Genomic DNA, 14,637 nt, shown 5'->3' on the forward strand with positions numbered 1-14,637 from the left:
AGAGGGAAACGCCCGGTTACATTCCGAACCCGGAAGCTAAGACTCTCTGCGCCGATGGTACTGCAAGGGGGACCTTGTGGGAGAGTAGGACACCGCCGGACTTCAATTGTAAAATAGCCACCACTGTGTTTGATAGACACAGCTGGTGGCTATTTTGCGTTAAGTCCCCACCCCAAAATCAGGAGCAACGAATGAGCGATTCCTCAGAAAATGACGGCCGGCACGACAGCCGACCCCACGGGAACCGCTCTGGCGCGCCCCGATCTGGTGGACGTCCCACTGGTGGGCGTCCAGGTGAGGGACGACCAAGCGATGGAAGGCCACGCCGCGACAACGCCGCAGGTGGTCCTGCCCGCGGCACGCCGGCATCCGGCTCGGACCGTCCATGGCGCAACAAGCCCGAGGGTGATGACCGCCGCCCACGTCGCGATGGCGATAGTGCTGGCGCTGACCGTCGTCCGCGACGCGACGCTGATGGCAGCGATCGTGCGCCGCGCCGAGACTCTTCCGCCGGCGAAGACCGTCGCCCCCGCCGTGATGCCGCTGGAGAACGTGATGGTCGCCCGCAGCGCTCTGGTGACCGCGACTCACGACCTCCTCGTTCAGGCGACCGCGATAGTCGTCCCCCGCGCTCCGGCGATCGTCCCGATAGGGGAGATCGTCCGGCACGCCCGTTCCGATCCGATGGCTCAGGGCGCCCCGAGCGCGGCGGCCGTCCGGATCGTGGATCCGATCGCCGCGGTGGCGCGGACGAGAAACGACTCTGGACCAAGGGCGGAGCGCCCGCGCGCGGTGACCGCGACGCCAGCGAACGTGAGCCAGAAGAGGACCGCGATCCCTTCGGCATCCGCTCGGTTCGTGCGTATCACGAGGCTCCCGAGATTCCTGAGGGCGTTACGCCCAAAATGCTTGATCGTGTTGCCTCCAACGAGCTGAAGACGCTCAGCAAAGAGAATGCCGACGGCGTTGCTTTGCACCTTGTGATGGTCTCGCGCCTCATCGAAGAAAATCCTGAACTTGCACACCAGCATGCGATCTCTGCTGCTCGTCGTGCAGGTCGTATCGGCGTTGCGCGCGAAACGCTCGCCATTACTGCCTACGCAACAGGCGACTACGCTCTGGCACTGCGCGAACTGCGCACCTACCGTCGTATTACTGGTCGTGACGACCAGTTGCCGATGATGGTCGACAGCGAGCGTGGACTCGGGCGGCCTGAGCGCGCCCTCGAACTCGGGCGTTCGGTGAAGCGCAGCACGCTTTCCTCGGCCGTTCAGGTTGAGTTGGCTATCGCGATGTCTGGCGCCCGTCTTGATCTCGGTCACGCTGAAGAAGCGCTTGTTGAGTTGCAGATTCCGCAACTCGACCCCGACAAGGCCTTCACCTACAGCCCCGCGTTGTTTGGCGCCTACGGAACCGTGCTCGAGGACCTCGGTCGCGATGATGAAGCGGCCGTCTGGTTTGCCCGCGCAGATGTTGCAGAAGCTGCACTCGGTGACGACGAAGACGACACAATCGAAGTCGTCGAAGAAGAGCTCGAGTTCGAAGTGTCTGACGATGTTGCAGTAGAGATTGAGGATGCTGATGGCGCTGTGGAAGTCGCTGACGAAGCGGACGGGAACGACGACGAGAGCGGCACGCGTGTCAGCTAAGACACCGCTTACTGGCGTCGCTCTGGTACTCGCCGATCTTGATGGAGTGATCTATCGCGGTCCGGACGCAATTCCTCATGCAATCGAAAGCATGAACGCTATTGAAGGCGCTCAAGTCGCGTACATCACCAACAATGCGTCGCGTACCGATGCATCCGTAGCTGAACACCTGAGTGAACTCGGGCTGACAGTGGAACCGCGCGACGTGGTGACCTCGCCGCAAGCGGCGATGGGTCTGTTGCGCGAGATCGTTCCTGCCGGGTCGACGATTATGGTGGTTGGTGGTGACGGACTCACCAACGAACTCGAGAAGTCTGGCTTCGTCGTCACGCGCTCGGCCGATGATTCGCCAGCGGCAGTTGTGCAAGGCTTCGCTCCGCACGTGGGGTGGAAAGATCTCGCTGAAGCATCGTTCGCTCTCAAAAGCGGCGACGACGGCATCCCCTGGATCGCTACCAACACAGACTGGACGATTCCCCAAGCTCGAGGAACCGCACCCGGCAACGGAACGCTCGTTTCGGCGGTACATTCCGCCGTTGGGCGTTTGCCGATCGTCGCGGGCAAGCCCGAAGTAGCAATCTTTGAAGAAGCGTTCCGTCGCTACGATTCACGCGAAGCACTCATGATTGGCGACCGCCTCGACACCGACATTCTCGGTGCCAACCGGGCCGGCATCCCATCTCTGCTCGTTCTCACCGGCATCGACCAAGCCAAGCAAGTGCTCGCGTGCATCCCGGATGAGCGACCGACGATGATGGTCGATGACCTGCGCGGTCTGCATGAGCCGTATCCCGAAACGGTCGTTGCGCACGACGGCGCCGCCGTTGTGACGACGGTGGGAACTGCGACGGTGCGCCTTGAAGGGCAGCGACTGACCGTGACGTCGGCCGGAACATCCATCGACCGATTGCGTGCGGGAGCCGCAGCAATTTGGAATTCGGGGAGCGCCATCTACGCCCTCGAGGTTCCAGCCGAGCTATATTCGTGAGCATGGATGACGAATCGCCCGTCGACGGACTGATGTCTCGACTGAGCCTGATCGAGGACCAGCCGCTCGAAACCCGTGCTGCCGCGTTCACTCAGATTCACGACCAGTTGCAGCAGCAGCTTGAGGGCAAGGACGCGTTCTCGCGCAATGGCTAGCGTGCGGCTCGATGCAGCACTCGCTGCGCGTGGACTTGCTCGCTCTCGCACGCACGCAGCGAAACTGATCGCAGACAATCTCGTGACGGTGTCAGGAATCGCGATTCCTAAAGCATCCACTCCGGTGAACGACGACCACGTCATCGAGGTCGCCGAAACCGATCATTACGTGAGTCGAGCGGCCCACAAACTTGTGGCGGGCCTCGATGCGTTCGGGATCGACGCGACAGACAAACTTGCGCTTGATGTCGGCGCATCTACCGGCGGCTTCACCCAGGTTTTGCTCGAACGTGGTGCTCGCGAAGTTATTGCACTTGATGTTGGCCACGGGCAACTCGTCGACCTGATCCGGTCGGATGCCCGAGTGCGCGTTATTGAGCGAGAGAATGCCCGCTATCTCACCGCTGAATCGCTTGCTGAATTGAGCGGGACATCCGAAACGCCCAGCCTTGTTGTTTCTGATCTGTCGTTTATATCGTTGAGGACTGTCTTGCCCGCGTTTTACGCCGCGGTGGGGGAGAGCGCCGACTACGTGCTGCTGGTAAAGCCACAGTTTGAGGTTGGTCGCACGAACATTCGCGAAGGAATCGTGCACGGCTCGGCTCTGCGTGATGAAGCCATCACGGGCGTCTTGTGGGCGGCCTGGGATCTGGGGCTCGGCACGGCCGGCGTCATCTCCTCACCAATTGCCGGTAACGCAGGAAACCGTGAGTATCTTGTCTGGTTGAGCGCACGGTCAGGCAGCAATCCGACAGAATGGTTAACGCAGGTTTCTGCGATCGCCTAGAGCCATCCGCTTGGTGGCGTCGAATCACACAAACACTACGAATGAGAGGTGCACGGTGCAGTCCGAGAACTCTCATGCTTCTGATCGTCACATTCTGGTCATCGCTCACACCGGTCGTGCGGAGTCTCTGACTGCCGCTATTTCAGTGTGCCGCCAACTCATCAGCGCGGGAATCGTGCCGGTACTGGCGCCCGACAGCTACGAGACAATCCTTCAGGCAGAACCAGACCTTTCGCCGGTACGCCGGTTGGGCAATGAGGTCGAGACGGGCGAGCTCGAGCTGGTGATCGTGCTCGGCGGCGATGGAACCATACTTCGCGCTGCCGAACTCACTCGAGGGTGCAGCGCCCCGCTTCTCGGCGTCAATCTGGGGCACGTTGGTTTCTTGGCGGAAAGCGAACGCGAAGAACTCACGTCCACAGTGGAACGCGCGCTGGCTCGCGATTATCTCGTCGAAGAGCGCATGACGCTGTCGGTGCGCGTGAAGGTCGATTCTGAGGTTGTCTACGAGACTTGGGCCCTCAATGAAGCGACCGTCGAAAAGGCGAGTCGTGAGCGGATGCTCGAAGTCGTCATCGAAGTCGATGGCCGCCCGCTCTCGTCGTTCGGCTGTGACGGCGTCGTCATGTCCACGCCGACCGGATCCACCGCCTATGCGTTCTCCGCTGGCGGCCCGGTGGTGTGGCCGAGCCTCGATGCCCTCTTGCTCGTTCCGCTGAGTGCCCACGCACTCTTTGCGCGTCCCATCGTCGTCGGGCCAGACTCAGCCCTCGCCGTGGAGGTCCTGGATCGCAATATGGGCATTGGCGTGTTGTGGTGCGACGGACGACGCGCTTTCGATCTTCCACGCGGGGCCCGCGTGATTGTGCGCCGCTCACCGGTGCCGGTGCGACTAGCCAGACTGTCTCAAGGACCGTTCACCGATCGCCTTGTCAAGAAATTCAATTTGCCGGTCAACGGATGGCGTGGACCAGCATCGGAGGAGGGCACCGGCTCGTGATCGAAGAGATCTCCATTCGCGACCTCGGCGTTATTGCTTCAGCGCGACTTCCGCTGAGTCCCGGGTTTACCGCGCTCACGGGGGAGACGGGGGCGGGAAAGACCATGGTTGTCACCGCGCTAGGGCTCCTGCTCGGTGAACGAGCCGATGCGGCAGCGATCCGTGCCGATAGCGATCAAGCATCCGTGGAGGGGCGTTGGGTCATTGATCCCACCTCGGCGGTTGCTGAGCGCGTGCGTGATGCCGGCGGTGACCTCGACGACGGCGAACTTCTCTTGGTGCGCACCGTTGCTCGCGAAGGGCGCAGTCGTGCTGTCGTCGGCGGCCGGAGCGCTCCCGTCGGAGTGCTCACTGAGCTCGGCGACCAGCTCGTCGTGGTGCACGGCCAGTCTGAGCAGATCCGTCTCAAGTCGTCAACGGCTCAGCGAAACGCGCTCGACCGTTATGCGGGAGCCGAACTCGCAACCGTGCTTGAGGGCTACCAAACAGTGTTCCGTCGCTGGCAAGCGGCCCAGGGCGAGCTCGATGTGCTAGTCGCAGAGAGCGATCTTCGCAGCCGCGAAGCTGACGAACTCCGCGTCGCGATCGATGAGATCGAAGCCGCTGACGTGCGTCGTGGTGAAGATCTAGAACTCACGGAACGTGCGGATCGCCTCGCGAACCTCGAAGGTCTGCGACTGGCCGCTGAAGGCGCCCACGCGGTGCTGTCGGCGGATGCCGCGGAGGAAGGCTCCGATGTCGTGGCGCTGCTCGCCAGTGCCCAACGAGGGCTTGAGCGGGTCGCCGAGCACGACGGGCAACTCGCTGCCATCGCCGAGGCTTTGGCGGCAGCATCCATCACTCTCGGGGAAATTTCGACTGACCTTTCTGGTTACCTTGCTGGACTGGATTCCGATGGCAGCCGCGAACTCGAACAGGTTGAAGAACGTCGCGGCCAACTTGCCGCTCTCGTGCGCAAGCATGGTGTGAGCCTCGACGATGTCGTTGACGTGCTCGACACCGGCAGTCAGCGCCTGCTGGAACTCGACAATGACTCCACGCGCATAGACGAGCTGCGGGCTCAGGTCGAAGCAGATCAGTCAGAGCTGATCGAGCTGGCGGCCAAGGTCAGTGACGTGCGATCGCGCAGCGCTGCGCGTCTTTCAGCCGCTGTTACCGACGAACTCACCCACCTCGCGATGGCCAACGCCGAAATTGTCGTCACGGTCGAAGACCGCAGCGACTATTCGTTGAGCGGCAAAGACGAAGTGGCGATCCTGTTGAAGCCGCACCCTGGAGCTCCGCCGCGTCCGCTCGGCAAGGGCGCCTCCGGGGGAGAGCTCTCGCGGGTCATGCTCGCGATCGAAGTCGTCATTGCGGGCAACGATCCGGTTCCGACCTTTATCTTCGATGAAGTGGATGCCGGTGTTGGTGGTGCCGCTGCGATCGAAATCGGCAAGCGGCTTGCTCTGCTGAGCCGCACCGCCCAAGTGATCGTTGTCACGCACCTGGCGCAGGTGGCCGCGTTTGCCGACAACCACCTCAGCGTCATCAAGGGCGACGACGGATCAGTCACGGCATCCAGCGTTCACAAGCTTGAGGGGGAGGCGCGCATCGCAGAAATGGCGCGACTGCTCTCGGGACTACCCGATTCGGAATCCGGACTCGCCCACGCCCGCGAGCTTATTCAGACCGCGCACGACCTCGAGAATGCTGCTCTCGGGCGCTAACTATCCGGCGAACTACAGGGCTCGCTGCGTGCCCTAGCTGTTAAGCCGGTAACGAAACACCCCATCGCTGCAACAAAACATCCCAACGAGGCATAGGATGGAATCCCGTGGTGGACAATAAAAACGCGGTCGTAACAAAGCACATCTTCGTCACCGGAGGAGTCGTCTCTTCTCTCGGTAAAGGCCTCACGGCGGCGAGTCTCGGAAACCTGCTGACAGCACGCGGGCTCCGCGTCGTCATGCAGAAGCTGGATCCCTATCTGAACGTGGATCCCGGCACGATGAACCCCTTCCAGCACGGTGAAGTGTTTGTCACCGATGATGGCGCCGAAACCGACCTCGACATCGGGCACTACGAGCGCTTCCTCGACATCAAGCTCAACCAGGCAGCTAACGTCACCACCGGACAGATCTATTCCGAAGTGATTGCCAAAGAGCGTCGCGGTGAATACCTCGGCGACACCGTGCAGGTCATCCCGCACATCACCGACGAAATCAAGCGCCGTATGCGCCTGCAGGCCGCCGGCCCTTTCAGCGATGAAGACCCGCAGCCTGACGTCATCATCACCGAAATCGGCGGAACCGTTGGTGACATCGAGAGCCTTCCCTTCATCGAGTCGGCTCGCCAAGTTCGCCACGAACTTGGCCGCAAGAACGTCTTCTTCGTTCACGTCTCGCTGGTGCCGTTCATGGCTGCCTCGGGTGAACAGAAAACGAAGCCCACCCAGCACTCCGTTGCTGCATTGCGCTCGATCGGCATCCAGCCTGATGCTCTCGTGCTGCGCAGCGACCGCCCCGTCTCCGAGTCCAATAAGCGCAAGATCGCGCTCATGTGTGACGTTGAAGAAGACGCCGTGGTCAACGCTACCGACGCTTCCAGCATCTACGACATCCCTGAAATGCTGCACAGCCAGGGCCTCGACGCCTACATCATCAACCAGCTCGGGCTCGAAGCGAAGTCAGTGAACTGGGACGGCTGGAGCGAACTGCTCGAAGCCGTGCACAACCCCAAAAACGAGGTCTCGATCGGCCTCGTGGGCAAGTACATCGACCTGCCCGATGCGTACCTCTCGGTCACCGAAGCACTGCGCGCCGGTGGGTTCGCCAACAGCGCCAAGGTCAACATTCGTTGGGTTCCCTCTGACGAGTGCGAAACTCCCGAAGGTGCGGCCAAACAGCTTTCCGATCTCGACGGAATCATCGTTCCCGGTGGCTTCGGTGTGCGAGGCATCGAAGGCAAGCTCGGCGCGCTCAAGTTCGTTCGTGAGAACGGTATCCCTGCGCTCGGAATCTGCCTCGGCCTGCAGTGCATGGTCATCGAATATGCTCGCGACGTGGCGGGCCTCGAAGGCGCATCCTCGACGGAATTCGATGCCGACAGCAAATATCCGGTCATTGCAACAATGGCCGAGCAAGTCGACATCATTGCGGGCGGAGACATGGGCGGCACGATGCGTCTCGGTCTTTACAACGCCAACCTCGAGCCTGGCTCCATCGTTGAAGAGATCTACGGCGCACCAACCGCGGCCGAACGTCACCGTCACCGCTACGAAGTGAACAACGAATATCGCCAGCAGATTGCGGATGCCGGACTCAAGTTCTCCGGAATCTCGCCCGACCGCACCCTCGTCGAATTCGTCGAGTTGCCGCGTGACGTTCACCCCTACTACGTGGGAACGCAGGCTCACCCCGAGCTGCTCTCGCGCCCCAACCGTGCCCACCCGCTATTCCGCGGACTGATCGCCGCTGCAATTGAGCGCCAAAAGTCCAGCCGCCTCTTTGAGGTGACTGAGCAGGATGATGCATAACGAACTCAGCGACGACCGCGTCACACCGGAGCTGCTGAGCACCGAAACGGTGTTCGCTGGCCACGTGTGGAACGTAGACCGCGAGCGTTTTCAGCTCGACGGTTCTGCGCTCACTCGAGAGTTCGTGAATCACTCCGGCGCCGTTGCGGTGCTGGCTATGGATGAGCGTGACCGAGTGCTTCTGATCAAGCAGTACCGGCATCCGGTGCGGTTGCGTGATTGGGAACTGCCGGCTGGCTTGCTCGATGTCGTGAACGAGTCGCCGCTGCTGGCGGCTCAGCGCGAATTGGCCGAAGAAACTGACCTGCAAGCCGAGTCCTGGCACGTGCTCAGCGAAATGCTGACCTCGCCGGGCGGAAGCAACGAAGCCGTACGCATCTATTTGGCTCGTGGCGTGAGCGCCACGGGCGAAGTATTCGAGCGCTATGCGGAAGAAGCCGGTATCGAGCTCCGTTGGGTTCCGCTGGAGGATGCCGTTGAGGCGGTTCTCGAGCGACGCGTGCAGAACTCGATCCTGTGCCTCGGACTCTTGGCGGCGCAGCTCGGACGCGACCGAGGGTGGAACACGCTTGGCGCACCCGACGCACCGTGGCCACGGCATCCGCGAAACTACGCTGAATAGCCTCTCGCGGTAGGTTGAGCGACATGACCGAGCCGGCGCGTCCCGTTGCGAAGAGCGCGATTGCGATCGCCGCAGAGCGCTATCTGCGGCACCTGGCAATTGAGCGCGGTCTTTCGGCGAACACTCTCGCCGCGTATCGCCGCGATCTTGACGGCTATCTTGCGTTTCTTGGCACGCGCGGTCTCAGCACGCCCGCCGCAGTGACAGCGGATGACGTGACGGCGTTTGCTCACAGTTTGCGAGTCGATGCTGAGCGTCCGCTCGCGGCATCCTCGGTGGCGCGCATGCTCTCGACAGTGCGCGGGCTCCACACGTTTTTTGTCGATGAATCGCTCGCGGTGGAGGACGTCGCGCATACCGTCGCGATCCCGAAGCAAGCGATGCGCTTGCCGAAGGCGATCACGATCGAACAGATGGCGGCGGTGCTTGCATCGTTTCCGGGCGATGAGGTCATTTCGCTTCGCAACACTGCGCTGCTTGAGCTGCTCTATGCCACCGGTGCCCGAGTCTCTGAGGTCACAGCACTCAACGTTGACGACATGATCGACGGCGACATTGTGCGCCTGCTCGGCAAGGGCAACAAACAACGGATCGTTCCCGTCGGCAGCTTTGCGCAGTCGGCGATCGAAAAGTACCTTGTGCGCGCTCGACCAGTGCTCTCGGCGAAGGGTGCGGCGACTCCGGCACTGTTCCTGGGGGCCCGCGGGGCTCGGCTGTCTCGCCAAAACGTGTGGCTGATCATCCAAGCCGCTACCGAGCGGGCAGAACTCGGGATCGATATCTCGCCGCACACCTTTCGACACTCGTTCGCGACTCACCTTCTTTCGGGCGGTGCCGACGTTCGCGTGGTGCAGGAACTGCTCGGACACTCCTCGGTGGCGACGACCCAGATTTATACGATGGTCACCGCCGACACGCTGCGCGATATGTATACGACGGCGCATCCGCGCGCTCGCTAAGGCGTGTGGGGGAGCGCTGGAATGCTGCTGGTCGCTGATCTAAGGACCCGCTGACCCGCGTGTCGCGCTGCCAAACCTTCAACCTTTGGTAGAGGCGACCCTGCCGTGTCCGCGCGTGGGAGCGCGGGCTGCGGGGCAAGCGCGACGTAAACTTTTGTCATGACGACACAGCGCGAGAACGATTCGACGCTGGCGGGGTTGGATGTTCAGGCAATGGGCCCAACCGGCCGGCCGCTTACGGTTTTTCCAGAACCCCCACCCCTCACGGGCCATGGCCCGGCACGCATCATTTCGCTGTGCAACCAAAAGGGTGGTGTCGGCAAAACGACCACCACGATTAACCTCGGTGCATCGTTCGCTGAATATGGCCGCCGCGTGTTGGCCATCGACTTCGACCCGCAGGGTGCGCTCTCGGCCGGTCTCGGTGTTCCCACGCACGATGTGCCCACGATCTACGACCTGCTGCTCGGCACGATCAAGAACCCGGCAGAAGCGATCGTGCACACCAACGTGCCCGGTCTCGACGTAATCCCAGCGAACATCGACCTCTCGGCTGCTGAAGTGCACCTCGTCAACGAGGTCGCTCGCGAAACGATTTTGGCGCGCGTACTGCGCAAGGTCAGCGACCAGTACGACGTCATCCTCATCGACTGCCAGCCCTCGCTCGGCCTGCTCACCGTGAACGCGTTGACGGCAGCCCACGGCGTGCTCATCCCGCTCGAATGTGAATTCTTTGCTCTCCGCGGCGTCGCTCTGCTCGTGGAGACAATCGAGAAGGTTCAGGATCGCCTGAACCCCGCGATTAAACTCGACGGCATCCTCGCGACAATGTTTGACGCACGCACGCTGCACTCGCGTGAAGTACTCGAACGCGTTGTTGAGAACTTTGGAGACGACGTTCTCGAGACCGTTATCGGTCGCACCGTGAAGTTCCCGGATGCCAGCGTGGCCGGCGCCCCCATCACGACCTTCGCCCCCGACCACTCTGCGGCGCACTCCTACCGCCAGGTGGCGCGAGAGCTGATCGCCCGTGGCGCCGTCGCCTAGCGACGTGGACGAGACCGAGGCATCCGCACCAGGGTTCTCGGTCTCTCTCAACAACTTCAACGGGCCATTCGACCTGCTGCTGTCGCTCATCACCAAGCATGAGCTCGACATCACCGAGGTGTCGCTGTCGCGCATCACGGATGAGTTCATTGCCTACTTGCGCGACTTCGAGTCCGCAAATGGATCAGATGACATCGACGAACTCGATCAGGCCAGCGAATTTTTGGTCGTTGCTGCCACGCTGCTCGACCTCAAGGTAGCCGGGCTCCTCCCGCAGGGTGAGCTCGTGGATGCCGAAGACGTTGCGCTGCTCGAAGCACGCGACCTGCTGTTTGCGCGCCTGCTGCAATACCGGGCGTTCAAGCAGGCCAGCGACTGGTTTGGGTCGCACTTCGAGGCGGAAGCGACGCGCACCGTGCGATCGGTGCGGCTGGAAGAGAAGTACCGCACTCAAACTCCCGAACTCGTGTGGACGTTGAGCCTCGACGATTTCGCCGCACTCGCGACCCTCGCGTTCACACCGCGAGAGATTCCGAGCGTCGGACTCGACCATTTGCACGCACCGCTCATCAGCATCCGCGAACAAGCTGCGCATGTTGTCGCGCTGTTGCGCGCGGGGGAGCCGAAGACCTTCCGCCAATTGATCGCCGGCGCCGAGTTGAAGGGCGTTGTTGTGGCGCGATTCTTGGCAGTGCTCGAGCTGTATCGCGGCGGCAATGTTGCGTTTGAACAGATTGAACCTTTGGGCGAACTGACCGTGCGCTGGACTGCAGAACACTGGTCAGACGATAGCCTCGCTAATCTGGGAGCAGATTATGGAAACTGACGAACATACAGCCACCCCCGTTGTCGACCTCGCCCGCGGGCTCGAGGCGATCTTCATGGTTGCCGACCAGCCGCAGAGCCTCGTGAGCCTCGCAACGGCCCTGAACGCACCAGTGGCGGCGATCCGCAAGACAATCACTGCACTATGCGCCGATTTCGACGGTGAAGGCGATGGGCCGCGACGCGGTTTTGAACTGCGCGAAGTCGGTGGCGGCTGGCGGATTTATGTGCGCGAAGACTACGACTCGGCCGTGCGCGACTTCGTTTATACGCAGAATCCGTCGCGTTTGAGTCAGGCCGCGCTGGAGACACTTGCGGTGATTGCATACAAGCAACCGATCAGCCGGGGAGCCATTGCAGCCGTGCGCGCGGTGAATGTTGACTCAGTAGTGCGTACGCTACTGAGTCGAGGACTTATTACGGAAGCGTTTACCGACAACGAGACGGGCGCCATCCACTACGAAACAACGGAGCTCATGCTCGTGCAACTGGGGATCAACTCCATTGCCGAGCTGCCTCCCATCTCGCCACTTTTATCTGATGGTACGGACGGTTTTGATGAACAACGCTAATGGCTCAGGCCCCAGCAATCCCGAGGGCGAACGCCTTCAAAAAGTAATGGCCGCTGCCGGTGTGGCATCGCGTCGCGTCTCGGAAGACTTGATCTACCAAGGCCGCGTTGCCGTCAACGGCAAAGTTGTTGAAGAAGCTGGTCGCCGGGTAAAACCGACCGACCGCGTCACGGTGGATGGCAGCGCGATCCAGCTCGACACCACCAAGCGCTACGTCATGCTCAACAAGCCCGTCGGCGTCGTCAGCTCTATGTCTGATGAGAGCGGGCGCCCCGACCTTCTGCCCTACACCGGCAACTATGACGAACGACTCTTCAATGTCGGTCGTCTCGACGTGCAGACCTCTGGCTTGCTGATCCTCACGAACGACGGCGAACTCGCCCACGTGCTTGCCCACCCCTCCTTCGGCGTGATGAAGACCTACATCGCCAAGGTCGAAGGCACCGTGACCGCTCAAACCATTTCGCAGCTCATGAAGGGCATTGAGCTGGAAGACGGCTTCATTGCCGTCGACAAGGCGCGTGCGCTCGGCCGAGCATCCAATGAGCAAACCATGGTCGAGCTCACCCTGCACTCGGGCCGCAATCGCATCGTGCGTCGGATGATGGAGGCCGTTGGCCACCCCGTGCTCGAACTCGTACGTCGCCAGTTTGGTCCGCTGAACCTCGGAAGCCTCGGAGTGGGAAAGACTCGCAACCTCACGAAGGTGGAGTTGGGTGCAGTACTGACGATTGCCCGCGAGGCCGAGGAACAGTCGTGAATCTAGGCCGCATCACCGGGCAAGTGCGCATCGTGGGTGCGGGGTTGCTTGGCGCCAGCATTGGTCACGGCTTGCGGGCCAAGGGCGTCGATGTGATTTTGCACGATGCGTCGCGCTCAACGGCGACGCTCGCGATTGACTATGGCGCTGGCCGTGCTCCGCAGGCTGACGACAAGCCGACGCTCGTGATTGTGGCGGTTCCGCCCGATGTCACCGCTGAAGTTGTCGCTCGCGAACTTATTGCGTGGCCGCGCGCCACGGTGACGGATGTCGCGAGCGTGAAGGTGGGCGTGCTCGAGGAACTCATTGCGCTGGGTGCCGATCTTGATCGCTATGTTGGCTCGCATCCTCTCGCCGGACGCGAACGCGGCGGCGCCATTGCGGCGCGCGCCGATATGTTCATCGGTCGCCCCTGGGTTATCGGCAGGGGAGAGCCCTTCCGTCGTCGCGCGGTGGAAGATGTTGTCATCGAGCTGGGTGCTATCCCGGTCGCGATGTCGGCATCCGATCACGACAACGCGGTGGCCCTGATTTCGCACGTTCCCCAGGTGGTGGCGAGTTTGCTCGCGCACCGGTTGGAGGGAGCATCCGACGCTGCTGTTGCTCTTGCTGGCCAAGGATTGCGCGACACGACCCGCATTGCCTCGAGTGCCCCTGAGCTGTGGGTGCAGATTTTGGGTGCAAACTCGGGCCCCGTTGCGGAGATTTTGCGCGAGCTGCAGACCGAACTCGGTGTGGCGATTGAGGCGCTCGAGACGCCGGATGCTCCGGGTGCCCGTCGTGCTCTCGCCGAAGTTCTGGCCGGGGGCAACGCGGGAGTCGCCCGTATTCCCGGCAAGCACGGCACGAGCAAGCACTACAGCCAGCTCGTTGTCATGGTCGACGACAAGCCAGGAGAGCTCGCACGCTTGCTCACCGAAATCGGCGAAGCTGACGTGAACATGGAAGACTTGCGCCTTGAGCACTCACCGGGTGCCCAATTCGGTTTGGCCGAAATCTCGGTGCTGCCCGAAAAGGAAGCCGTATTGATAAGCGAGCTTGAAGCTCGTGGTTGGAAGATTGCAGAGACTTTCGCGTGAATAAGAACCCGTCGTTTGTTGTTGTGGCCGTAGATGGGCCTGCCGGCAGCGGAAAATCGAGTGTGTCGAAAGCGACCGCTCGGGAGCTTGGCTTCGACTACCTCGACACTGGCGCGGCGTATCGCGGCTTTGCGTTGCACTGCCTTGAGCGTGGCGTTGACACCCTGGGGCCTGGCGACGTCATCGAGACGCTCCCACGCTTCGAGTACTCCATCGGGATTGACCCTGACAACTACTTTGTGACGGTCGACTCGGAGATCGTGACTGACGACATCCGCGAACCTCGCATCACGGGCGTCGTCTCGAACATTGCGCGGGTGCCAGAGGTGCGGCAGTACATGGTTGACCTGTTCCGCAGCATCATTGCAGGCAGCGAAAAACCGGGCATTGTGGTCGAAGGTCGTGATATCACGACAGTGGTTGCACCGGATGCTCAGGCCCGAATTCTGCTCACAGCCAGTGAAGAAGCTAGGATGGGAAGACGTGCGGCCGAACTCTCCGGAGAATCGAGCACGACAACCGCGCAACAACTCAGTTATCGAGATGCGCAGGACTCCAAAGTCGTGGACTTCATGAACGCCGCCGATGGAGTCATCACCATTGATTCCACCAATCTTGACTTCGATCAAACCGTGACGGCCGTCGCGAGTTTTGTTCGCTCCAGCATGTAAACAAAG

General features: G+C 61.5%; 15 protein-coding genes and 1 rRNA gene. All 16 read left to right on the top strand.

The genetic code is table 11. The features are described 5' to 3' along the window. Positions 1-101, top strand: a 5S ribosomal RNA gene (rrf, locus tag I6E56_RS00005); the annotation flags it as partial. A gap of 90 nt (positions 102-191) precedes the next feature. After that, entirely contained in the window at positions 192-1,649 is a 1,458-nt protein-coding gene (locus tag I6E56_RS00010) for a primosomal protein (RefSeq protein ID WP_197135319.1), read from the top strand. After that, positions 1,639-2,637, top strand: coding sequence for an HAD-IIA family hydrolase (locus tag I6E56_RS00015; RefSeq protein ID WP_307842682.1), 999 nt, complete (start codon positions 1,639-1,641; stop codon positions 2,635-2,637). Before I6E56_RS00010 ends, I6E56_RS00015 begins: the two co-directional genes overlap by 11 nt. A gap of 2 nt (positions 2,638-2,639) precedes the next feature. Next, on the top strand, positions 2,640-2,792 hold the full coding sequence (locus I6E56_RS00020; RefSeq protein ID WP_169925785.1) for a hypothetical protein: 153 nt from the start codon (positions 2,640-2,642) through the stop codon (positions 2,790-2,792). Beyond that, positions 2,785-3,579 carry a TlyA family RNA methyltransferase gene (locus I6E56_RS00025; protein ID WP_197135321.1) on the top strand — a complete coding sequence of 265 codons (795 nt, stop codon included), beginning with the start codon at positions 2,785-2,787 and terminating at the stop codon, positions 3,577-3,579. The genes I6E56_RS00020 and I6E56_RS00025 overlap by 8 nt, the downstream gene beginning before the upstream one ends. 55 nt (positions 3,580-3,634) lie before the next feature. Further along, positions 3,635-4,579: an NAD kinase gene (locus I6E56_RS00030; protein ID WP_197135322.1), complete on the top strand. Its 945-nt coding sequence runs from the start codon at positions 3,635-3,637 to the stop codon at positions 4,577-4,579. Beyond that, complete coding sequence (gene recN / locus I6E56_RS00035; protein WP_197137893.1) at positions 4,576-6,288, top strand: DNA repair protein RecN; 1,713 nt, start codon at positions 4,576-4,578, stop codon at positions 6,286-6,288. The genes I6E56_RS00030 and recN overlap by 4 nt, the downstream gene beginning before the upstream one ends. 107 nt (positions 6,289-6,395) lie before the next feature. Next, a complete protein-coding gene (locus I6E56_RS00040) occupies positions 6,396-8,096 on the top strand; it encodes a CTP synthase (RefSeq protein ID WP_197135323.1) in 1,701 nt (566 codons plus the stop codon). Continuing rightward, entirely contained in the window at positions 8,086-8,718 is a 633-nt protein-coding gene (locus tag I6E56_RS00045) for an NUDIX domain-containing protein (protein ID WP_374061117.1), read from the top strand. The genes I6E56_RS00040 and I6E56_RS00045 overlap by 11 nt, the downstream gene beginning before the upstream one ends. A gap of 23 nt (positions 8,719-8,741) precedes the next feature. Beyond that, the gene (locus I6E56_RS00050) at positions 8,742-9,677 is read left to right on the top strand and encodes a site-specific tyrosine recombinase XerD (RefSeq protein ID WP_197135325.1); all 936 of its coding nucleotides are present in this window, start codon (positions 8,742-8,744) and stop codon (positions 9,675-9,677) included. Between the two features lie 159 nt (positions 9,678-9,836). Further along, complete coding sequence (locus I6E56_RS00055) at positions 9,837-10,724, top strand: ParA family protein (RefSeq protein WP_197135326.1); 888 nt, start codon at positions 9,837-9,839, stop codon at positions 10,722-10,724. Further along, positions 10,708-11,550 carry a ScpA family protein gene (locus I6E56_RS00060; RefSeq protein WP_197135327.1) on the top strand — a complete coding sequence of 281 codons (843 nt, stop codon included), beginning with the start codon at positions 10,708-10,710 and terminating at the stop codon, positions 11,548-11,550. Before I6E56_RS00055 ends, I6E56_RS00060 begins: the two co-directional genes overlap by 17 nt. Continuing rightward, entirely contained in the window at positions 11,540-12,121 is a 582-nt protein-coding gene (locus I6E56_RS00065) for an SMC-Scp complex subunit ScpB (protein ID WP_197105406.1), read from the top strand. The genes I6E56_RS00060 and I6E56_RS00065 overlap by 11 nt, the downstream gene beginning before the upstream one ends. After that, complete coding sequence (locus I6E56_RS00070) at positions 12,108-12,881, top strand: pseudouridine synthase (RefSeq protein WP_197135328.1); 774 nt, start codon at positions 12,108-12,110, stop codon at positions 12,879-12,881. The genes I6E56_RS00065 and I6E56_RS00070 overlap by 14 nt, the downstream gene beginning before the upstream one ends. Beyond that, positions 12,878-13,960: a prephenate dehydrogenase gene (locus I6E56_RS00075; protein WP_197135329.1), complete on the top strand. Its 1,083-nt coding sequence runs from the start codon at positions 12,878-12,880 to the stop codon at positions 13,958-13,960. The genes I6E56_RS00070 and I6E56_RS00075 overlap by 4 nt, the downstream gene beginning before the upstream one ends. Then, positions 13,957-14,631 (top strand): (d)CMP kinase, encoded by a 675-nt coding sequence (gene cmk, locus I6E56_RS00080; RefSeq protein ID WP_197135330.1) that lies wholly within the window; start codon positions 13,957-13,959, stop codon positions 14,629-14,631. The genes I6E56_RS00075 and cmk overlap by 4 nt, the downstream gene beginning before the upstream one ends. Positions 14,632-14,637 lie beyond the last annotated feature (6 nt).

It is taken from the genome of Salinibacterium sp. NK8237 (genome assembly GCF_015864955.1).
GTDB lineage: Bacteria > Actinomycetota > Actinomycetes > Actinomycetales > Microbacteriaceae > Rhodoglobus.

Excerpts from the sequence above, each read along its gene's own strand:
- I6E56_RS00065 (WP_197105406.1), top strand. The coding sequence starts at position 11,540 with ATGGAAACTGACGAACATACAGCCACCCCCGTTGTCGACCTCGCCCGC.
- I6E56_RS00055 (WP_197135326.1), top strand. The coding sequence starts at position 9,837 with ATGACGACACAGCGCGAGAACGATTCGACGCTGGCGGGGTTGGATGTT.
- I6E56_RS00070 (WP_197135328.1), top strand. The coding sequence starts at position 12,108 with ATGAACAACGCTAATGGCTCAGGCCCCAGCAATCCCGAGGGCGAACGC.
- I6E56_RS00045 (WP_374061117.1), top strand. The coding sequence starts at position 8,086 with ATGATGCATAACGAACTCAGCGACGACCGCGTCACACCGGAGCTGCTG.
- I6E56_RS00025 (WP_197135321.1), top strand. The coding sequence starts at position 2,785 with ATGGCTAGCGTGCGGCTCGATGCAGCACTCGCTGCGCGTGGACTTGCT.
- I6E56_RS00050 (WP_197135325.1), top strand. The coding sequence starts at position 8,742 with ATGACCGAGCCGGCGCGTCCCGTTGCGAAGAGCGCGATTGCGATCGCC.
- I6E56_RS00010 (WP_197135319.1), top strand. The coding sequence starts at position 192 with ATGAGCGATTCCTCAGAAAATGACGGCCGGCACGACAGCCGACCCCAC.
- I6E56_RS00020 (WP_169925785.1), top strand. The coding sequence starts at position 2,640 with ATGGATGACGAATCGCCCGTCGACGGACTGATGTCTCGACTGAGCCTG.